Raw genomic sequence first — 20,819 nt, forward strand, 5'->3', positions numbered from 1 at the left:
CATTTATGATAGACGGTCCTACGCTGAGTGGCTGGCATTGGAGGTTTGCGGCTCAGCCCATCATTGGGGTCGTAAATTGCGAACGCTTGGCCACGGTCTTCAGCTTAATTTATCCGACGGCGCGCAGATACGCGCACTGTGCAAAGCCCGGCTTCCGGCGCGGATCACATTTCTGTCGTTGCTGTCAAATACACAACCCAAGTCAAGCTTACATCCAGAAAAACGAAAACCCACGCTTATGCGTGGGCCTCGGAAGGAGGGCAATACAAGTTTGCGTCTCAAAATCCTTGTGGAGTGAGGCAGATTAAGAGTCGAGTGTGAGGACACCCCAAGCGATACCAATCTGGCGAGGTCGACATACCGGGACGGATAATGCCGTTGAGGATCGGTTCGAAACGGACCTAGGGTCAGGATTCAAAACCAATAGATGACGGTTGCTGTGAGTGCGATTGCGGAGAGGAAGACTTTGGGACAGCGATCATAACGTGTCGCTACGCGCCTCCAGTCCTTGAGCCTACCAAACATGATCTCAATACGGTTGCGCCGTTTGTATCGGCGCTTGTCATACTTCACGGTTGTCTTGCGTTGCTTTCGACCTGGGATGCAGGCGCGTATCCCTTTGTCTTTTAACGCATCTCGGAACCAGTCTGCATCATAGCCACGATCCCCGAGCAGCCAGTCGACATCTGGAATACTGCTCAGTAGCGCTCGCGCACCGATGTAGTCACTGACTTGGCCAGCGGTGACAAAAAGGCTGATCGGTCGCCCTTGGCTGTCACAGATAGCATGCAGTTTGGTATTCATGCCGCCCTTGGTTCGGCCAATCAGGCGACCACGCCCCCCTTTTTCGCGGCCATGCTGGTCGCGGTACGATGTGCTTTCAGATAGGTCGCGTCCACTGCCTGACAGTTGATTGCAACGCAATCAAAGAAAGGGGATCATCACGGTCTTTTCCTCGCCGTGTTCGGCTGCCAAGCCGACCATCATCCGAGCGAAGATACCTTTCTCACTCCAACGCTTCCACCGGCTATAAAGCGTCTTGTGCGGTCCGTATTCTTTGGGAGCGTCACGCCACCGCAACCCATTGCGATTGATGAAGATAATCCCGCTCAGCACCCTCTTGTCATCGACCCGTGGCTTGCCATGCGACCGCGGAAAGAAAGGGGAAAGTTTGGCCATCTGCTCGTCAGTCAGCCAGAAAAGGTCGCTCATATCACCGCTCCGTTTTTCGAACCGTGAATCATGCAGCGCTTTGAAAATCAATGCATCCTGACCCTAAGGAGTAAATCCTTTCGGCACACCGAATATCGGAGAGTCTACGCTGCGACCTGTCAACGAATGCAGAAAAGCAATCAGGTTTTCGATTTCCAATTCCGCAAGCTGGATCGGATCAATATCAATTTTCTTGCGTTGACGTGCCATTTCATATTGGTCCTGCCAAACCAGAAAATCCGTTTTTTGCAACCATGGCACCTTGGGTAAGGCAGCCATTTGAGGGGTCCATTTGTCCAGGCTGGCCTGCGGATCCAAATGATGGCGAATGACGCTTTCAAGATCGGGGAAAGCGCCATTGTGACCGTAAGGCGCGGTCAGGGCAACATTGCGTAGCATCGGGGTACGGAACCTGTAGGCATCCTCAAGGCGGTTGCTTTCACCCATGCGGCCGACATCCCGGACGAAGGGATCCCACTGCCGGGTGCGACCCGGCCCAAAGGGTGGCAAGCCCAGTGCATGGAACTTCTGATCTGACATGAGCGGTCCGCGATGGCAGGCGGAGCAGCGGGCTTTTCCGTAGAACAGCCTCATCCCCTCGATTTGCGCAGGTGAAAGGGCATTCATGTCGCCCGCAAGATAGTGGTCAAACGGGCTGTCGGTGCTACGCCACTCGATCGCCATGAAAGCGGCCAGAGCGTTGGCGACTTGCGTGATCGTGATGTCCTCGGTCGTCTCGACCTCATCAAAGGCGGCGACCATGGCCGGACCATAGCGCAGATCGGTGCGGACGCGTTTCGCCAGAATGGGCCAGCCCTTGTCGATACGATCATGCACCGCGCCTGTGACTTCATTTTCGGCCACATTGCCCGCCATCTCGAATTGTGAGGTCAGGGGGAACAAAGCCTGTGCCGCCAGCAGGGAGTTCAGACCCTCGGGCAGCCACTCCTGCGCCGGGGAATTGAAGCCGTTGCCGTAGACGTCGGAAATGCTCAGCCTGCCGTCGTGAAAGACGGTGTGTATGTCCTTGGCCCCAAGATTCCACAGGCCCGGAGAGTTGCGAGGGATGCGTTTGCGTATTCTGTCGGCTCCGGTGCCGGGTGTGCGGTCCGGCCCCAACCCCTGCCCGCCTTCTCCTATGCCCAGCGACAACCCGTCCGAAGTGCCGAAATCCGGGTGGTGACAATGGGCGCAGGCGATGTTGCGGTTGCCTGACAGGATCGGGTCGTAAAACAGTTGATGACCGATGGCGGCCTGTTTCATATCAAAGGGGATAAAGTCATCATCGGTCAGCGGGCGCGGCAAATCCTGTGCCACAGCGGCCCCGACCCAGAAGAAGGCAACGATCCCATGCGCCAGCTTGTTTTTGCCCTTTGCGTATTTGCGTCTCCGGCTCTGTCTGAACTGGAACAAGCCCGCGATATGATGGAAGCCGGACAGTTTGCAGCCGCGCGCGAGGAACTTCTTCCAGCCGCGCGCTCGGGCAACGCCGAGGCTGAAGAGTTGATCGGCGTGATGTACGGGCTGGGTTTGGGGGTCGAGCAGGATTACGAACGGGCCTTTGAATGGTATCTGCGCGCCTCGATGAAGGGGCATCCGGGGGCGCAGTCGGGCGTTGGCTGGTATTATGAATTGGGTCTGGGCATGCCCGCGCCCGATCTGGTGCGTGCGTATATGTGGTACACGCTCAGCGCCATTGGCGGCGACCCCGACGCGGCGATCAGCCTTGAGGAAGTGGTCAAGAAAATGTCGCCGCAGCAGATTGAAAAGGCGCATGTTCTGGTCAACGACTACAAAGGGTGGATGTACCCGTTTCGGTGAGGGCCAGGCCGCAAAGCCCGGCCCAACCGTTCACTTCAGATCCGCATCACGAGCGGCGTTGACGTCCGCCTCAGCCGCCGCGACCGCCTCGGTCAGTGCAGCAAAGATCTCGTCGCCACGCGCAACGTTGGACTGGAACCAATCATAAACTGGCGTTGCGGCCTCTTTGAACGCAGCCTTCTGATCGGGTGTCAGCACATAGAGGTCTCCGCCACCGGCGACGAAATCTTCATAGGCTTGGATCGACTTGCGCTTGGGGGAGGCGAAAGTGGCCTGTTGCAGGGCATAGAACCCGTCGACCACGACGCGGCGCAGATCCTCGGGCATCTCCTGGAACTTGGCGTTGTTCATCCACCACAATGCGCCCATATAGGCGTGGCCGTCCAGCGTTACGTATTGCAGGCCCGCATCCGGGAATTTCATACCCATGATGTCGGTGATGCCGTTCTTGGATCCTTCAACGACACCGGTCTGGAAGCTGGTGAACAGTTCCGGCCACGGGATCGGGGTGGGCGACGCACCCAGCGCCTTGACCAGTTCCTGCGGCAGGTCGGCGACGACGGTGCGGATTTTCAGACCTTCCATATCCGCGGGCTCGGCAATGCGGCGCTGTGTGTTGGCAAAGTTGCGCCAGCCGCCTGTGTTGCCGATGGTCATCAGACGGATTGCGCCGCCAGAGTCCTCAAGCGCCATGTCGCGCATTGTGCGGGTGAAATCGCCCGACAGGACATGCTCGGCAACGCGGTCATCGGCCATCAGATAAGGCAGGTCCAGAACCTGCACGTAAGGAAAGATGCCTGAGGCACCGCCCGAGGTCGAGATGTAGATGTCGATGGTGCCGTCTGCCACGCCCTGCAAGCATTCGGCCCCGTTCGAGCAGAGCTGTGTGCCGATGAACAGTTCGACCTCGATCGCGCCGTTCGAGGCAGATTCGACATAGTTCTTGAAGACGATCAGACCGTCATAATCCTCATCGTTTTCGTTCGAATTTGCGGTTGCGCGCAGCGTATAATCGGCGGCTGTCGCAGCCATGGCGGACGCCGCCACCAGCGATGTGGCCACCGCTGCGGTTTTGATGAATTCTCTGAGCATGCGTTTCCTCCCTGTGGAACTCAGTTAGTTGGCAAATCCCGTTATCCTCGGGATCGTCATGGATAGTGCGGGTATGTAGGTGATCAGGAAAATCACGATGATTTCGACCGCCAGGAACGGCAGGATCGCCTTGGCGATGGTTTCAACCCGTTCGCGCGATACGGCGGCGGCCACGAACAGCACAAGGCCCATTGGCGGGGTGGCGAGGCCGACGGTCAGGTTGACGCTCATGATGATGGCGAAATGGATCGGGTCGACGCCGAGACTGGTGAAGATCGGTCCAAGGATTGGTCCAAGGATGATGATCGCGGGGCCTGCGTCCAGGAACATGCCGACGATGAACAGCAGCAGGTTGATCAGGAACAAAAGGATCAGCGGGTTTTCTGACAGGCTGAGGATCAGCGAGGCCAGTTGTTCCGGCGCATGGCTGAGGCTGACGACCGTCTTGAACGCCATCGCAGCACCAACCAGCAGCAGAACAACGGCTGAAGTCATGCCTGCATTGCTGAGCACCTCGGGGACCTCTTTCCATGTCAATGTCCGCAGGATGAAGAACCCGATGATGAAGGCATAGCCCACGGCGACTGCCGCAGCCTCGGTCGGTGTGAAGATACCACCCAGAATACCGCCCAGAATGATGACCGGTGTCATCAATGGGAAAAAGGCCTTCAAACTGGCCTGACGCCGCTCGGTCCATGTGTATTTGCGGCTGGCGACGGGGAAGTCATAGCGGTCGGCCATCAGTTTGATCATCAGCATCAGACCGACACCGACCATCACGCCCGGCACGATCCCCGCAAGGAACAACGCGGCCACGCTTTCGCCCATCACATAGGCGTAGATGATCATGATGCCCGAGGGCGGAATGATCGGCCCGATCACGGAACTTGCCGCCGTGATCGCGGCGGCGAATTTCCGGGTATAGCCCTGTTTCTCCATCGCCGGGATCAGCATCGACCCTAGCGCCGAGGTGTCCGCCACGGCGGACCCCGAGAGGCCCGCAAACAGGATCGAACTCAGCACGTTCACATGCGCCAGACCACCGCGCAGATGACCCATCAGAGCCTGCGAAAACTCGACAAGGCGGATGGTGATGCCGCCTCGGTTCATGAGCTCTCCGGCCAGCATGAAGAAGGGGATCGCCATCAGAGGGAAGCTGTCCATGCCGTTATAGACATTGCGATACAGCAACGTGATGTCGTTCGTCTGGCCGTTCAGCCACAGCAGGATACCGGGCGCCGCCAGCAAAGCGAAAAAGACCGGCAGGCCGATCAGCAGGAAAATCAGAAAGGTGGGCAGGAACCAGATCAGCACTTATTCGGCCCCCACTGCCGCATCAGGAATTTCAGGCAACAGGTGGCCGCCGCCCAGCAAGGTGATGAAGGATCGCAGGATCAGCTCGATATTCACCGAGATCAGTAGGATGATCCCCACCAGCAGCGATGCCATCATCCAACTGCGCGGAATGCGATACCATTCATCGAACCCTAAAGAGGTGGGCAAATACAGCGCGGCAGTGGCGAATTTTCCGCCAAAGCCGGTAACCTCGGACCAGCCGATATTGACCGCGACCAGCAGGACGGCGAACGAGAGCAAAAGAAGGAACAGATTCAGCGTTTGACCGATGATACGGGGAAGGAAGCGTTCCAGCATGTCTATGGCCACAAAGCCGCCACGCCGAAAGGCGGTGGGCGCCATTAGACCGGTCATCCACAACATGCAGAACCGCGCGGCCTCATCCGGCCACGGCAGCGCATTGCCCAGAACGTATCGGAAAAACACCTGGATCAAGATTGCGATCACCATGAGCGCAATCGCAACAACACCAAACGCCCGGCCCAGACGCAGCACGGTTTCGTTCACGAATGCAATCGGTGCAAGCACCGATGCCAGTCCGCCCATGCGGATCCTCCCTTGGTCAGCCGTGGGTGTCCCCCACGGTCATCAAATCGCGCTTAGACTTTCGCGAATTGGCCGAGTTTCCCGGCATAAAATGTCAGCGCGTCTCCATCCGACATGCTGGCCTTGAGAACCTTTCCAACCACAATAACGTGATCGCCTGCATCGTGATACGCGTGCTGTTCGCATTCGAACCGCGCAAGGCAATCCGCCAACACCGGCGTCCCATTCTCACAGCGCTCGTGGCTGATGTCCCGCAGTGCAAATGCGTCTTTCGAGCAGCCGAAGCACAGCTCGGCCTGGTCCGACGACAGCACATGCACGCTGAAATGGCGGGCCTTGTGGAAATAGGGGAAGCGACGCGAGTTGCGGTCTCCGGCCCACATGATCAGCGGTGGGTCAAGCGACAAGGACGAAAAGCTGTTGGCGGTGATGCAGACCGGACCGTCCGCGCTGTTGCAGGTCACGATGGTGACACCGGTTGCAAAGCGGCCGAAGGCGTCGCGCAGAGTACGTGTGTCGTCCTTATGTGGAATGAAGGTGCGAGTCATGTCCTTTGAGATTGCGTTCATCATGGTACCTCGTGCCCCAGTGCCGCCTCGTACAGGCGGAACCAGCTTTCGCGATCCAGTTTGACTTTCAATGCGTCCGAGGCGCGTTTGATCCGGTCCAGATTGTTGGTGCCCAGAACCGGCAGGATGTTGGCCGGGTGGGCCAGCAGGAACGCCACAGCGACGGCGGCGCGATCTACGCCGAACCCGGCTGCGATTTCATCGGCAACGACCCCAACCGGCGGGTTTCCGGCCATCAACAAGCCTCCACCCAGCGGCGACCATGCCATCAACGGATGGCCATGCTGTTGGTGAAAGGCCAAATCACCGTTGGTGAATGGGCTGATCTGACCCAGAGAAATTTCGATCTGGTTGGTGACCAACGGCGTATTCATCGCCGATTGCAGCAACGACCAATCCCAAGGGCGGAAGTTGGACACACCAACCGCGCCGACCTTGCCACTGGCAACCACCTCATCCAGCGCTGCACCGGTTTCATGGTGATCCATCATTGGATCCGGGCGGTGGATTAACAGCAGATCGATGTGGTCAATCGCCATTTCCGACAGCGACGTGTCGACCGATTTCAGAATGTGGGCGCGCGAGGTGTCGTAGTATTTTACCTTCGCATCCGCGTAACGGCCAACCGGCGCGACGATGTCGCATTTGGTGACGATCTCCATCTTCTGACGCAGGTTTGGATTGGCGCGCAGGGCGGCACCCAGCACGGCCTCGGCCTGGTAGCCGCCATAGATGTCGGCCTGATCGAAGGTGGTGATACCCTGATCCAGACAGGTCTGAATCTTGGCCTCGACATGGCCCGCGGACGTGTCACTGTCATCGCCCAACCGCCACATGCCATAGACAAGGCGGCTCATCTCCAGCGAGTCAGAAAGTTTCACACGTTGCATCAGCGGCGTTCTCCGTTGCCCAGCGGTGTGGCCGGGGTCGTTTTGGGAACCCTTCCGTAAGCTTCGGGAAGAGAACAGGTTTTCAAATTCGGCAACACGCGAGCGCCGAAATGGCGGGCTTCGTCCTGATGCGGGTAGCCCGAGAAGATGAAGGCGCGGATGCCCATCTTCTTGTATTCCTCGACCTTCGACATAACCTGATCCGTCGATCCGACCAGAGCGGCACCGCAACCAGACCGTGCCCGGCCAACACCGGTCCAGAGACCGGGTTCGACATAGCCGTATTCATCCGCCAGATCGCGGTTTCTGGCCTGATGCGCCACCCCCAGCGAGGTCGAATCCAGCGCCCGTTCGCGGATGGCGCGACCATATTCGTCGTCCAGCTTCGAGACGATGTAATCCGCGTATTCCTGTGCTTCAGCCTCGGTATCGCGAACGATCATATGGACACGCAACCCGTAATCCAGCGTGCGGTCGTAGTTTTCAGCGACGGCGTGAACGGCCTTCATCCGTTCAGCCAGTTGATCCTTGGTTTCAGGCCACATCAGGTAGACGTCACAATGCTCGCCGCACAGATCCAAAGCAGAGGGAGAATAGCCGCCGAAATAAAGCAGCGGCCCGCCGGTCTGATATGGCTTGGCCGGGTCGGTGGTCAGGCCCGAGAAGTTGTAGACCTCGCCTGCATGATTGATCTCATCCTGCGTCCAGGCCTGTTTCAGAATCTCCACCACTTCGCGCGAGCGCTGATAGCGGAACGCGCTGTCGGCCTTCTCACCGGGAAAGTCGGATGAGATGATGTTGACCGTCAAACGCCCCTTCAGCATGTGGTCCAGCGTTGCGATGGTGCGGGCCAGCATGATCGGTTGCATCTCGCCACAGCGTACGGCGGCCAGCAGGTTGATCCGGTCGGTGATCGGAGCGCAGCCGGCGACAAAGCTCAGCGTGTCTTGACCGACCTGATAGGAGGACGGGCAGAGGATGTTGCGAAAACCCTGCGCTTCGGCCTCTTTCACAATGTTCGAGCAATGCTCCCAACTCGACCGCAGGTCACCGTCGGGAACGCCAAGGAACTGGTAATCATCGGAACACAGGGCAGCGAACCACGAAACTTCGGCCGCATCCAGATCGGGGGATGTGATGGGGACGATGCTCATTTGATTCACGCTCCGTACATCTTTGACTTTCCTCTTGCGTAGCAATCGCTTTGATGTAGATCAATAGTGTATCAATTTTTCCTGCGACCGAGTGAAGCGTCTGCCGTGCCTGCATCCAACCGAAACCCCAATGCCCTGCCGGTATATATTCAGATCGCGGAACTTCTGATCCGTGACATCGCGGCTGGTCGCCTTATTGACGGTGAACGATTGCCGCCCGAGCGCGAGATGGCCGCAGAGCTGAATGTCTCGGTTGGGACGCTGCGAAAATCGCTCTCAGAGCTAGAAAAAAAGGGGATGTTGGAGCGAATCCAAGGCTCGGGGAACTACATACGCGAGACCGGTACGCAAAGCAGCGTCTATGCAATGTTTAGGCTGGAACTGCCCGAAGGGGGTGGCCTGCCTCGTGCGGATATCCTGTCGGTTGACCATCTGAAAAAGCCGGTTGGTCTGCCAAAATTCGGTGCTTCTGACGCCGGTTCGCGTGTCCGGAGGATGCGCTACCTGAATGATACAATCATCGCTGTCGAAGAAATCTGGCTGGACGAATCAGCGGGCCTGATCGACCAGAGCCTGCTGTCCGACTCGCTCTATCGCTATTATCAGCGCCAGTTGGGCTTTTGGATCGCAAGAGCCGAAGACAGGGTTTCGGTCCGGCCTCTACCGGACTGGACACCTTCTGACTTCACCAAGCCAGCCGGCCAAGCAGTCGGTTACATCGAGCGGTTCAGCTGGTCGGAAAGCGCCGAACCCGTCGAATTCTCAAAAACCTGGTTCGACCCGGATCGGGCCAACTACGTTCAACGTCTGAAGTAGAAGGAAACGCACATGACCCGGACCATCAATTACGGGCTGATTGGATGCGGAATGATGGGGCAAGAGCACCTGCACAATATCGGATTGCTGGAAGGTACCAGTGTGGCTGCGATCTTTGAACCCGATCAGGAGATGGCAAAAGCCGCCAAGGCAATTGCGCCGACTGCAACCATGGCAGGTTCCGTGCAACAGCTTCTGGCGGTAGAGGAACTGGACTGCGTCGTCATTGTCAGCCCGAACCATCTTCATGTGGACCAGATCTGCGAAATCGCTGAAACACGTCCTCTGCCGCTTCTGGTAGAAAAACCATTGTTCACCGACCCGCAGGACGCGCCCCGGCTCGAGCAGTTGCAGCGCGACTACCCCTGCCCGATTTGGGTTGCGATGGAATACCGGTATATGCCCCCTATCGCTGCTTTGATCGACAAGGCCGAGGCGACAGGTGGGGTGAAAATGCTGTCGATCCGCGAGCATCGTTTTCCCTTCCTCGACAAGGTCGGCAACTGGAACCGGTTCAACCGAAATACTGGCGGTACTTTCGTCGAGAAATGCTGCCACTTCTTCGACTTGATGCGTCTGATATTGCGATCCGATCCGGTGCGCATCACGGCAAGCGGCGGGCAGGCGGTGAACCATCTGGACGAAAGTTACGACGGTCAAACCCCGGATATTCTGGATCACGGCTATGTTCTGGTCGACTTTGCTTCGGGCGCGCGCGCGATGTTGGAACTTTGCATGTTTGCCGAAGGCGCACGCTACCAAGAAGAAATATCGGCCGTCGGACCGGACGCCAAGATCGAGGCGTTTGTTCCCGGACCCGGACGATTCTGGCCCGACCATTTGGGTGCCCCGCCGCTGCCGCAGGTGATCCTGAGCCCGCGCAACCCCAAAGGTCCGGTATCAATGGACGTTCCGGTCGACCCCACCCTTTTGGCGGCAGGGGATCACAATGGGTCGACCTATTATCAGCACAAAGGGTTCCTGGCCGTGCTTCGTGGCGAAACAGCAAAACCGGATGTAAGTTTGAAGGACGGCCTCTGGGCTGTCAGGATGGGGCAAGCGGCACAACAGGCAATTGAAACCGGTGAAACGGTTTATCTGGTCTGACCTGCCCCCGCTAGTCCCTGCCCGGCCTGCTGGTCGGCTGGCCGGTCTGCCTTTCCCTGGCGCTCTTGAACAAGTGCTAGTAACCGACCGTGAACGCAGCACACTGGAAATTGGCTGATTGTGCCTCGTCTACCAGCGCAACGGCAAAGTCTTCCATCGATATCTCCGAATTGCCCAGTTCATCGACCAGCAGCGTGTCGGTGCCGGTTCTGAACGCGCCCAGGCGTGGGCCGGGCTGCAAAAGGGCTGGAGGGCTGGCATAAGTCCAATTTGCCGATGTTTCAGAGGCGCAGAGCTCCCATTGCGCCATCGATGCGCGGGCTGTTGGAACGATGTTGTCAGGCAAGAAATCCGGATCTGACAGAACCGTATGCGGACTGCCGTTTGGCAGATGCAGGCGCGCGGCGCCGCCAACGATGATCACCCGAAGACCCGTGCGTGAAGCAGCATTTAGGATCGAACGTGTCAGAGCCACGATCTCGCCTTCGCGCCCGGGCGGAGAGCGCAACGCGCTGATCGCAAGGTCCTGAGACTCCATGGCTTTGACGAGGGTTGCGGGATCTGTCGCATCCGCGATGACCGGTCTGACACCCTCGGGCAGCTTGGCAATCGCTGCCTCGTTTCGAATAGCTGCGGTTACGAGATGCCCGCGAGCAAGCGCTTCCGTTACGACGCGAGAACCGACATTGCCGGTGGCACCAAATACTATGAGTTTCATCGGAGTTCACCTTTACAATGGGTGGCGGATGGGGTTTTTCGAAAGCTCAGATGGGCGGGTACGCGCCGCTCTTTGACCAAGCCAGATTGCTGCAAAGACAAGCGCGGCCCCGGCGATTTGCATCTGTGTCAGCGCCTGACCCAGCAATGCCCAACCAATCAGAACGGCGGAGAGCGGGCTGAGAAAACCAAGCGCCGAGACGGCCCCTGGCTCTATCCGTGAGATACCGCGAAACCACAGGATATAGGTGAGCGCAGCCCCGATGAGCGCTAGGTAGAGGATGCCTGAGAGGTTCCGTGCATCCAGTGTTGGAAGCGGCGGCTCGATGAAGACGGCCAGAAGCACCAGCAACAGACCGCCGGCGGTCAGTTGCCAGGCGGTGAAGGTAAGCAGCGGCACCGGAGGTTGCCATTTCCGAGTCAAGACCGTGCCTGCCGCCATCGACGCCGCCCCGCAAACTCCGGCAATCAAACCGATGGGATCAAGCCTTATACCTGACCCGAGGACAAGCAGCCCGACACCAAAGATGCCGATCAAGGCAGCCATCACGGCCGACGCTCTGATCGCTGTCCCAAGCAGCAGCGCGGCCAGGAACACGACGATCAGAGGCTGTATCGCACCGACTGTCGCCGCGACCCCTCCCGGCAGCCTATAGGCTGCGATAAACAGAAAGGCCCAGAAAAGCGTGAAGTTGAGCGCGCCGAGAACGAAAATGCGCAGCCACCAAATTCCTTTCGGCAAGCGCGGCGCCATTACCAGCAGCAGAAGGCCGGCAGGCAGAGCGCGCAGGGCGGCCATCGTCACCGGATACCCTGAAGGAAGGAATTCCGTCGTCACAAAGTAGGTGCTGCCCCAAACCAGCGGCGCAATGGCTGTTAGTGCAATGTCGAGATGTCTCATCGCGGATCTCCATTATCTTGAGGTCAAGATATATCCATTTATCTTGACGTCAAGAGATAACTTCGCAATATAGTTTCATGGACCACGTAGACCGCATCATTGCCCAATGGAACAAGGCCCGGCCCGACCTTGATGTCGGACCGATGGAAATCATCGGTCGGCTGTCACGTTTGACTTCCAAGCTTCGGGGCGAAATGGAAAGAACCTGGAAGGCTCATGGGTTGAACGCCGCCAGCTTTGATGTCCTGGCGACCCTGCGCAGATCCGGAAAACCCGATGGCTTATCCCCTGGAGCATTGCTGGATCTGACCATGGTGACCTCGGGAACAATGACCAATCGCATCGATCAACTCGTCAAACACGGCCTCGTCGAGAGGGTGCCAAACCCTGAAGACAAACGCGGGTTTCTGATCCGTTTGACAGAAGCCGGATTTGCGACGATCGAGAAAGCCGTCGTCGATCATGTCGACACACAGCATCGCCTTTTGCGCGGACTAACCTCGGGAGAAGCCAAAGACTTGAACAGGCTTCTGAAAACGCTGGATGAAAGGATGAACTCCGAAAGCGGGGCGAATTCAAGCGATTAATCGTCGTTCAAGATGCAACGCATGACCACGACCTTTTGGTTCTATGACGCATCGATATGGGCGGCCCAGACCGGTCATCGCTTCTGCGGCGCCCGCCAGACCGGACTTTGGCCGCAGGTGCAAAGTCCTGAACCTTTCGAAGGTGCATTTCGCGGTACGAAGCGGGCGTTCGCGATCACGCGTCAAACGTCTGCTTTGTAGTGCGCCAGGAACATCGCGACGCAATCGTCCAAAACATCTTTGGGCGTCGGGTTTTTACCGAGGAAGAACTCTGGCCAGAAAAAGAAGTTCTTTACCAGCGCCAATAGCTGGTTGGTTGCAAAAACCGGTTCAGCCTTTCGGATAACGCCCACATCCACGGCTTCGCTGAACAGCCTGGTTATTGGGTAATCAAGTGTCGCGGTTTCAGTGAAGAATTGCCGGGGCCGGTCAAGGTCACGGATCAATTCTGAGATGACCATCCGATTCAGTCCGATGGCCGTCTCTTCCGTAATCACCCCAATGCAGCGCCGCAAGGCTTCCTTCAATTGCTCGACGAAGTCACGATCCGGGTCAAAGGGCCGAAGGCGGTTCCGACCTATACCAACATGCTCATCGGCGGTCGGGGCATGCAGTCTCTGTTTTCCATCGGAGAAGTCTAAGCCGACAAGATCGTGCAGCCATCCCTGACCATCTACAGCAGTACGGCCTTCACCGCCCCTAGCTCAACGCAATTTGTCGGAAAGCTAACGAATAAGCACGAGGAACTGGCATTTGATCAGTTCTCGCACGTGGACTTCTACTACAAACCCGAGGCGGTAAAAGCATCGTCGGATGCGGTGGTTGAGTTCTTTGGCAGATAAGCTGACAAGGCAGAGTCAGTCCGCGACCTCTGCCATTTTGGTTGGTCAATTACAGGATCGCTTGACCGTTCCCGTATGAGCTTTGCCGTCATCTTATGTGCGGGTTGCAGAACTCGGCCTTCGTTTCGGGGTGCTCGCCAAAGAGGTTACAGCCGATGAAGCGTCACGTATCGCCGTCCTCGACCCAGTGTCGTTTCTTGTCGTCGCCCGGGATCAGATCATAGGTTGTCTGAACGTCTTTCCCAATGTTTTTGGCGTGGAACGCGACAAGAAACGAAGGCGGCACGGTTGCACCATGCATGGTCTTTGCAGCAGCCGGGCCGATATCGTCACCACCCATTGTTTGAAACCCACCCCACTATGCAATAAGTTGTCCTGTGCTCACTTGCTGTCTGTGCAGAACATGGCACTTGGGGCCGACCAGGTTTATAGCGCCGCCCGCCGTACCACGCGTAGAACGCGCCGGATGGCAATTTGCAACACGCCTCAGAAGTATTTTGCAACCTCCCAGACGCGATCACCAGGACCGGAGCAACAGGTCAAATGTCTCGGCTATCATCGGGTTGTCTTTGCGACGTTCCAATGCCGCGAAACTCAGACACGCAGGAACAGACACGGAATTGCAGACGGCAAGCCCGAAGGATTGCTTTTGATGCAGCGCGATGGACTCGCGGCAGAGGCTCAGGCCAATGCCGGACCTGACCATTTCAAGCATCGAAGCTTCTTGATCCACCAGCGCAACCACATTCGGGCGGCAGGCGTGACGTTCGAAAACTTTGGCCAGAAGGCGATGGTGAACAGAGGCTTCGGGCGTGCCGATCCAAGGAAGGGCTGCAAGCGAAGACCAGTCGGACTCTTCCACCTGCTTCTGCCAGCCAGCCGGTCCGATCACGCGATACGTGAATTCGGCCAACTTGATGGCATGCACCGGATCGTCTCCGTCCGACCCGATGCTGGATAGGTCATCGGGCCCACACAAGTAAAACCCGGCATCAACCCGACCCCGCTTGAGCCATGTCAAAATATCTCCGCTGACCCCGTGCTTCAGTTCGGTTTCAACATCAGGATGCTCTGCGCGCAAATTCGCCAACAGACGCCCCAACCGGATGAACTCCGGATCGACGATCGTACCGATCGTCAGTTTTCCACTCAAGCGCCCAACGCGCAGGCAGGCGCTGCGTTGGAAATCACTGACTGCATCGAGGACGTGTTGAGCCTTCGCCAATACCGCAGTGCCGTCATGAGTGATCTGCAACCCGGTAGCGGTTCGGTTGAACAAGGTAAGCCCCGTGTCTTCGGAAAGACGCTTGATTTGATGGCTGATGGCCGGCTGTGTTAGGTTCAGCACCTCGGCTGCGCGTGAAACACTGCCTTCCCGGGCCACCGTCACGAAGGCCAGGATGGTGTTAATGCTCGAAAACCGGTCCATATAAAATTTACTAATATGGTATTGTGCAAATTGTCATTAGCTTTTTGCCTGCCGCTCCCGCAGAGATCGGTAAAACCAGCGTTCCGGGAGGGGGCGTGAACCACATCGTTGGCTTGTGGCGGAGAAAACGTGCCGCACAATCGTGCAGCCTGCAAGAGAACAGCATACCTTGTTCCCTCTGGCGCACAACTGGCAACGAAAAGACAGAACAGGTGGAAGACAAAGATGTCTGATGGCGCAAACAGGTACGACTATATTGTGATTGGCGGCGGTTCGGCCGGGTGCCTGATGGCCAACAGGCTGAGCACCGATCCAGGGAACCGGGTTTTGCTGCTTGAGGCGGGCAAGCCCGATACCTATCCTTGGATACACATTCCGGTTGGCTATCTCTATTGCATCGGCAACCCGCGCGCAGACTGGATGTACAAAACCGAACCCGCTAAGGGGCTGAACGGGCGCAGCCTGCTTTACCCGCGCGGGAAAGCGCTGGGCGGGTGTTCCTCAATCAACGGGATGATCTATATGCGGGGCCAGGCCCGTGACTATGACAACTGGGCCAAGCTCACCGGTGAAGAGGCATGGAACTGGGAAAACGCGCTGGCCGACTTCAAGGCTCATGAGAACCACTACCGGTTGGATGACGGCGCCGATCCGCGCACCGGCGACAACAGTCGGTTTTCCGATCTGCACGGGCATGGCGGCGAATGGCGGGTGGAAAAACAGCGACTGCGCTGGGATGTTCTGGACAGTTTTGCCGAAGCCGCGGTCGAATACGGCATCCCCAAGACCGATGATTTCAACACCGGCGACAATGCCGGGGTTGGCTATTTCGACGTCAACCAGCGTTCTGGCTGGCGTTGGAATACCTCCAAGGCATTTCTGCGTCCCGCCAAGTCGCGCCCGAACCTGACGATCTGGACCGAGGCGCAGGTTGAGAAACTGACTTTCGAAACAGGCGAGACCGGTCGGTTGCATTGTTCCGGGGCAGTTGTCTGCCACAAAGGACAGCCCGTTGCGGTCGAGGTCTCAAAGGAGGTGGTTTTGTCTGCGGGCGCCGTGAACTCGCCGCAAATCCTGCAACTGTCGGGGATCGGCCCGGCGGCGCTTCTGAAAAAGCACGGAATTGATGTCGTTATGGATGCGCCCTATGTGGGCGAGAACCTACAGGATCACCTGCAAATTCGCGCGGTCTACAAGGTCAAGGGCACCAAGACGCTGAACACCCTGGCCAATTCGCTGATAGGCAAGGCCAAGATCGGACTGGAATATGTGCTGAAGCGCTCTGGCCCGATGAGCATGTCGCCCAGCCAGTTGGGGGCTTTCACCCGGTCTGATCCGGCAAGACCACACGCCAACCTCGAATACCACGTCCAGCCGCTGAGCCTTGAGGCGTTTGGCGAAGACCTGCATGATTTCCCCGCCATCACCGTCAGCGTCTGCAATCTGAATCCGACCAGCCGCGGGCATGTCCGCATCGCGTCTTCGGATTTCCGTCAGCCGCCCCAGATTACCCCCAATTATCTCGACACAGACGAAGATCGCAGGGTTGCCGCTCAAAGTTTGCGGCAGGTACGCGAAATCATGTCTCAGCCCGCGATGGAAGCTTACGAGCCGGAAGAGTTCAAGCCGGGCATTCAGTATCAAACCGACGAGGAACTGGCCCGTTTGGCAGGCGACATCGCCAGCACGATCTTTCACCCGGTTGGTACGATCAAGATGGGCCGACAGGATGATGAAACCGCCGTTCTCGATTCGCATTTGCGCATGAAGGGGGTGATTGGGCTGCGCGTCGTTGATGCCTCGATCATGCCAGAGATCACCAGTGGAAACACCAATTCGCCCACGATCATGATTGCAGAAAAGGCCGCAGGCTGGATGCTGGCCGGTCAATAAATCCTGTAGGCATCCGGGTGCAACAACTTCACGGAGGAACCACGCGCAAGCCGTTCTCCGATCTTCCGGTGACCGGCGTGAGAGTCGCCAACTTTGGCCGGTATATCACCGGTCCTGCTGTCGCAATGTTGCTGGGCGATCCGGGCGCGGCATCAACGATGTTCCGATCGCTCCGCAGCGACGCGACATCCGCTTCCCGATGTCTTTGTCCAATCAACCGGCATTTGGCGCGGCACGCATGACCCTGCCGGGCGCGAATAAAATTCAAGCCCGGGGGAATAAACCCGATCGCCTGCGTGTAAGTGTCATGTCTGCGATGATGCAGACGCCCGACACGGAGGAACACCCGAATGACCCGCACTTCTTTTGCGCTGACCGCATCCACCCTGATGGCATGCGCCCTTGCAACCGCCGCCGCAGCTGGCGACGCCCCGGTCCTGACCGGGAAACTGGGCGATCAGACTATTTTGATGGATGCCAACAAGATGACGCTTTATACGTTCGACAAAGACGAAACGGGCAAGTCCTACTGCTATGATCAATGCGCAGTGAACTGGCCGCCGCTGACCGCAGCCGCGGGAACCGAACTGCCCAAGAACTATTCGTTGATCCAGCGCGACGATGGAACAATGCAGGTCGCCTACAAGGGCCAACCGCTGTATCTGTGGATCAAGGACAAGCAACCCGGAGAAATGACCGGCGACGGCGTTAAGGGCGTGTGGCATACCGCGCGGCCCTGATTGCGGCGCCAGGGGGCGGTCCGACCGGGCCGCCTTTGGCTTAGACGATGACACGGACCTTCGACCAGCAACTCGAAGACGCCTTGCCCGATCTGTGGCGATTTGCGTTTTCACTGACCCGGAATCGCGACCTGGCCGACGATCTGGTGCAGGATGCGGTCTTGCGCGCGATCCGAAAAAAGGGGCTCAGATGGCCGGGCCACCCGGTCAAGCCCTGGGCGATGAAAATCCTGCTTAATTGTTTTCGCAATGACCGGCGGCGCGCTGCGATCCGTCCCGAAACCGATCCTCGGGCGTTGGATCAACTGGTCTCGCCCGAGGCGACCGCCGAAGAGCGATTGGAACTGCGCTGGCTGTGGCGTCGGATCGACGCCTTGCCGGAGGATCAGAAACTTGTTCTGCTGGCGGTCACCATCGCGGGGTTGACCTATGCCGAGACCGCCCGATTGCTGGGCGTCCCGCAGGGCACCGTCATGTCTCGGTTGTCCCGGGCCCGGACACGGCTGCAAGCCCCGGAAGAACAGGCGGGCAAATCACGATTGCGGAGCATGACATGACGACCGAACCGAACATGGACACTCTGATTCAGGCCGCAGTCGACGGCCAGTTGACGCCATCTCAGCAGGACCGTCTGGACCGGCACCTTGCCGCACATCCCGCCGACCGTGCGCGGCTGGCGGCAATGATCCGGCAGGCGGGAATAATGCGCATCTCGGTGCCGCAGCCCGATCCCGCGCAACTGGACCGGCTGATGCACAGGGCGCGCGAGGGCACCAGTCACGGTGTATTAGGGCGGCTGGCCGCAGCGGTGGCGATCTTTGCCTTGGGTCTGGGCAGTGGTCTGCTTCTGTCGCGGGATTCTGTCAAGCCCGAGAAATTGATGGCGCAGGCACCAATTCAGGCGGCAGCGGCACACGCCCTTTATTCACCCGAGGTTCTGCACCCGGTCGAGGTGTTCGCCGATGAGCGCGAGCATCTGCAAACCTGGCTCAGCAACCGGCTGGGCGCGCCGGTGATCGCGCCGGAACTGGGAGAGACCGGCTACCGGCTGATCGGAGGTCGGCTGCTGCCACTGGGCCAAGGCCCGGCGGCCTTCTTCCTGTACGAAAACGAATCCGGCGACCGCCTCAGCCTGTTTGCCAATCTGACCACGGACCCAGCTCGAACCTCGTTTCAATACCGGCGCGACGGGGATTTGGGCATCGTGTTCTGGCAGGATGGGCGGTGGGAATATTCCATGGTGGGCCGCTCCGGTCGCCAGGTCATCGAAACCATCGCGCGCAAGGCCCATGAAGAACTGATCTGACAGGGCTATTCCGCCGCGCGCACCGGTTCGCGGTCGGTCAGGGATTTCCACGCGTCATACTGTGACAGAAAGACCTTGCCGTTCAGGTCGTCGAGGAAGTGGGACTGTTTCAGCCTGTCCATGACCGGGCCTTTGACCTCGCTCAGATGCAGACCGACGCCCATGTCGCGCAAGCGGTCATTGATCGCCTCGAGGCTTTCCAGCGCCGAAAAGTCGACCTCGTTCACCGCCGAGAACATCAGAACCACGTTGCAGATCTCGCAGCCTTCGGTCACGCGCGACTGGATCAGATCCTCGAGGAAGCGGGCGTTCACAAAGTACAGGCTTTCATCCACCCTCAGCGTGACCAGCGTGGGGTCGGTCTCGACCTTGTGGCGCAGGATGTTGCGGAAGTGCTGGGTGCCCGGCACCAGCCCCAGCTCGGCCACATGCGGGCGCGAGGTCTTGTACAGATGCAGCAGGATCGAGATCGCCACACCGCTGGCCACGCCGGTCTCGACCCCGGCCAGCAGGGTCAGCAGGATGGTGGCGGCCACGGCGGCAAAATCGGCCCGCGAATAGCCCCAGGTCTTTTTCAGGATCGAGAAATCCACCAGGCTGAGCACCGCCACGATGATCGTAGCGGCCAGCGTTGCCTTGGGCAGGAAGTAGACCAGCGGGGTCAGGAACAGCGCGGCTATCGCCAACCCGATGGCGGTGAAGGCACCGGCCGCAGGGGTTTCGGCGCCCGCATCGAAATTGACCACCGATCGTGCGAATCCCCCCGTAACGGGGTATCCCCCGGAGAACGCGGCGCCCAGATTGGCCGCCCCAAGGCCGATCAGTTCCTGATCCGGGTCAATACGCTGGCGTTTCTTGGCGGCCAGCGTCTGCGCAACCGAAATACTTTCGACGAAGCCGATGATCGAGATCAGTATGGCGGGCACCAGCAGCGCGCCGATCAGGTCCGAAGACAGTCCCGGCAGGGTCAGCGGCGGCAGGCTCTGAGGCACCTCGCCGACGATCTTGACACCCCGCGCGTCCAGCCCGAAGGCCCAAACCGCAACGGTGGTTGCCACAACGGCCGCCACTGGCCCGGCCTTGGTCAGCACATCCGCCAGCAGCGGTGGCACCCCGATGCGTCGCAGCGCGGGTTTGAGGTTCTTGCGCACCCAGAACAGGAAGGCCGTTGCCAGCACGCCGATCACCAGGGCGATCCCGTTGGTCTGGCCGAGATTCTCAACGATCGATCCCAGCATCTCGGGCAGAGTATGCCCATGCGCGCTGACCCCCAGGATGTGCTTGAGCTGGCTGGTGGCGATCAGGATGCCCGATGCGGTGATGAAGCCCGCAATTACCGGATGCGACAGGAAGTTGGCCAGAAAGCCCAGCCGGAACACGCCCAGCAACACCAGGAACCCGCCTGACAGAAAGGCCAGTGTCAGCGCCGCCACCGCATATCCGGCGGTGCCCTGCTCGGCCACCTGCCCCACGGCGCTTGCCGTCAGCAGCGACACCACCGCCACCGGCCCCACCGCCAGCGCCCGACTGGTTCCAAAAACCGCATAGAGGATGATCGGCACAATAGAGGCATAGATCCCCGCCTCGGGCGGCAGCCCCGCCAGCAGCGCATAGGCCAGCGATTGCGGGATCAGCATGATCGTGACGATCACTGCGGCGATCAGGTCGTTCGACAGCGCCGCCCGATCATACCGGCGGCCCCAGTCGAGAATGGGAAGGTAACGATAAAGGCTCTGCATGGGGTTTCGTCCTGAAAAGGCGGCGGTCAGCACGAGATGGCTCTGACCGCCAGATCAAGGCCTGACTTGCGCGAAGACAGGACAGAACTTGCGTCGGTTTCG

At 58.7% G+C, this 20,819-nt stretch carries 21 protein-coding genes and 1 pseudogene; 8 read left to right on the plus strand and 14 right to left on the minus strand.

Annotated elements, in window-relative coordinates:
• Nucleotides 1–414: 414 nt before the first annotated feature.
• Both GS605_RS09575 and GS605_RS09580 read right to left on the minus strand, forming a co-directional pair.
• Nucleotides 415–1,212 (minus strand): annotated as a pseudogene (locus GS605_RS09575) (IS5 family transposase).
• Nucleotides 1,213–1,275: 63 nt separating this feature from the next.
• Nucleotides 1,276–2,529 (minus strand): cytochrome-c peroxidase, encoded by a 1,254-nt coding sequence (locus GS605_RS09580; RefSeq protein ID WP_371807743.1) that lies wholly within the window; start codon nt 2,527–2,529, stop codon nt 1,276–1,278.
• Between the two features lie 33 nt (nt 2,530–2,562).
• Between GS605_RS09580 and GS605_RS09585 the strand changes: the two genes are divergently transcribed.
• Nucleotides 2,563–3,033, plus strand: coding sequence for a tetratricopeptide repeat protein (locus tag GS605_RS09585; protein ID WP_171723832.1), 471 nt, complete (start codon nt 2,563–2,565; stop codon nt 3,031–3,033).
• 30 nt (nt 3,034–3,063) lie between these two features.
• Here the strand turns inward: GS605_RS09585 and dctP are convergent, their stop codons facing one another.
• Genes dctP through GS605_RS09615 form a run of 6 tightly spaced genes read right to left on the minus strand, consistent with a single transcriptional unit; the run spans nt 3,064 to nt 8,640 of the window.
• Nucleotides 3,064–4,125, minus strand: a complete 1,062-nt coding sequence (dctP, locus tag GS605_RS09590; RefSeq protein ID WP_171638396.1) for a TRAP transporter substrate-binding protein DctP — start codon at nt 4,123–4,125, stop codon at nt 3,064–3,066.
• A 24-nt stretch (nt 4,126–4,149) separates the two neighbouring features.
• Complete coding sequence (locus GS605_RS09595; protein WP_171723833.1) at nt 4,150–5,439, minus strand: TRAP transporter large permease subunit; 1,290 nt, start codon at nt 5,437–5,439, stop codon at nt 4,150–4,152.
• Complete coding sequence (locus GS605_RS09600) at nt 5,440–6,027, minus strand: TRAP transporter small permease (RefSeq protein ID WP_171723834.1); 588 nt, start codon at nt 6,025–6,027, stop codon at nt 5,440–5,442.
• A gap of 53 nt (nt 6,028–6,080) precedes the next feature.
• Entirely contained in the window at nt 6,081–6,599 is a 519-nt protein-coding gene (locus GS605_RS09605; RefSeq protein WP_171723835.1) for a flavin reductase family protein, read from the minus strand.
• Nucleotides 6,596–7,486 carry an aldo/keto reductase family oxidoreductase gene (locus tag GS605_RS09610; RefSeq protein WP_171638390.1) on the minus strand — a complete coding sequence of 297 codons (891 nt, stop codon included), beginning with the start codon at nt 7,484–7,486 and terminating at the stop codon, nt 6,596–6,598. Before GS605_RS09610 ends, GS605_RS09605 begins: the two co-directional genes overlap by 4 nt.
• Entirely contained in the window at nt 7,486–8,640 is a 1,155-nt protein-coding gene (locus GS605_RS09615) for an LLM class flavin-dependent oxidoreductase (protein ID WP_171723836.1), read from the minus strand. The genes GS605_RS09610 and GS605_RS09615 overlap by 1 nt, the downstream gene beginning before the upstream one ends.
• 105 nt (nt 8,641–8,745) lie before the next feature.
• On the opposite strand from GS605_RS09615, the gene GS605_RS09620 reads away from it, so the two are divergent.
• Together GS605_RS09620 and GS605_RS09625 are read left to right on the plus strand one after the other, a co-directional pair.
• Complete coding sequence (locus GS605_RS09620) at nt 8,746–9,456, plus strand: GntR family transcriptional regulator (RefSeq protein ID WP_171723837.1); 711 nt, start codon at nt 8,746–8,748, stop codon at nt 9,454–9,456.
• Nucleotides 9,457–9,468: 12 nt separating this feature from the next.
• Nucleotides 9,469–10,563 carry a Gfo/Idh/MocA family protein gene (locus tag GS605_RS09625; RefSeq protein ID WP_171723838.1) on the plus strand — a complete coding sequence of 365 codons (1,095 nt, stop codon included), beginning with the start codon at nt 9,469–9,471 and terminating at the stop codon, nt 10,561–10,563.
• A gap of 76 nt (nt 10,564–10,639) precedes the next feature.
• Here GS605_RS09625 and GS605_RS09630 read toward each other — a convergent pair whose 3' ends face one another.
• Nucleotides 10,640–11,281 (minus strand): NAD(P)-dependent oxidoreductase, encoded by a 642-nt coding sequence (locus GS605_RS09630; RefSeq protein ID WP_171723839.1) that lies wholly within the window; start codon nt 11,279–11,281, stop codon nt 10,640–10,642.
• A 12-nt stretch (nt 11,282–11,293) separates the two neighbouring features.
• Nucleotides 11,294–12,181, minus strand: a complete 888-nt coding sequence (locus GS605_RS09635; protein ID WP_171723840.1) for an EamA family transporter — start codon at nt 12,179–12,181, stop codon at nt 11,294–11,296.
• A 77-nt stretch (nt 12,182–12,258) separates the two neighbouring features.
• On the opposite strand from GS605_RS09635, the gene GS605_RS09640 reads away from it, so the two are divergent.
• Entirely contained in the window at nt 12,259–12,768 is a 510-nt protein-coding gene (locus GS605_RS09640; protein ID WP_171723841.1) for a MarR family winged helix-turn-helix transcriptional regulator, read from the plus strand.
• Between the two features lie 182 nt (nt 12,769–12,950).
• Here GS605_RS09640 and GS605_RS09645 read toward each other — a convergent pair whose 3' ends face one another.
• From GS605_RS09645 to GS605_RS09655, 3 genes are all read right to left on the minus strand, one after another.
• Nucleotides 12,951–13,295, minus strand: a complete 345-nt coding sequence (locus tag GS605_RS09645) for a TetR/AcrR family transcriptional regulator C-terminal domain-containing protein (RefSeq protein ID WP_171723842.1) — start codon at nt 13,293–13,295, stop codon at nt 12,951–12,953.
• Nucleotides 13,296–13,773: 478 nt separating this feature from the next.
• Nucleotides 13,774–13,950, minus strand: a complete 177-nt coding sequence (locus GS605_RS09650) for a hypothetical protein (RefSeq protein WP_171638374.1) — start codon at nt 13,948–13,950, stop codon at nt 13,774–13,776.
• 177 nt (nt 13,951–14,127) lie between these two features.
• A complete protein-coding gene (locus tag GS605_RS09655; RefSeq protein ID WP_171723843.1) occupies nt 14,128–15,039 on the minus strand; it encodes a LysR family transcriptional regulator in 912 nt (303 codons plus the stop codon).
• Between the two features lie 225 nt (nt 15,040–15,264).
• Here GS605_RS09655 and GS605_RS09660 point away from each other — a divergent pair, with 225 nt between their 5' ends.
• The 4 genes from GS605_RS09660 (at nt 15,265) to GS605_RS09675 (ending at nt 18,978) form a co-directional block, all read left to right on the plus strand.
• Nucleotides 15,265–16,932, plus strand: a complete 1,668-nt coding sequence (locus GS605_RS09660) for a GMC family oxidoreductase (protein ID WP_171723844.1) — start codon at nt 15,265–15,267, stop codon at nt 16,930–16,932.
• A 350-nt stretch (nt 16,933–17,282) separates the two neighbouring features.
• Nucleotides 17,283–17,672 carry a hypothetical protein gene (locus GS605_RS09665; protein WP_171638368.1) on the plus strand — a complete coding sequence of 130 codons (390 nt, stop codon included), beginning with the start codon at nt 17,283–17,285 and terminating at the stop codon, nt 17,670–17,672.
• A 47-nt stretch (nt 17,673–17,719) separates the two neighbouring features.
• On the plus strand, nt 17,720–18,229 hold the full coding sequence (locus GS605_RS09670) for an RNA polymerase sigma factor (RefSeq protein WP_171638366.1): 510 nt from the start codon (nt 17,720–17,722) through the stop codon (nt 18,227–18,229).
• Complete coding sequence (locus GS605_RS09675) at nt 18,226–18,978, plus strand: anti-sigma factor (protein ID WP_171723845.1); 753 nt, start codon at nt 18,226–18,228, stop codon at nt 18,976–18,978. Before GS605_RS09670 ends, GS605_RS09675 begins: the two co-directional genes overlap by 4 nt.
• Nucleotides 18,979–18,983: 5 nt before the next feature.
• Here the strand turns inward: GS605_RS09675 and GS605_RS09680 are convergent, their stop codons facing one another.
• A complete protein-coding gene (locus GS605_RS09680) occupies nt 18,984–20,717 on the minus strand; it encodes a SulP family inorganic anion transporter (protein ID WP_171723846.1) in 1,734 nt (577 codons plus the stop codon).
• Between the last annotated feature and the right edge of the window lie 102 nt (nt 20,718–20,819).

This window comes from Ruegeria sp. HKCCD7559 (assembly GCF_013110575.1).
Classification (GTDB): Bacteria; Pseudomonadota; Alphaproteobacteria; order Rhodobacterales; family Rhodobacteraceae; genus Ruegeria.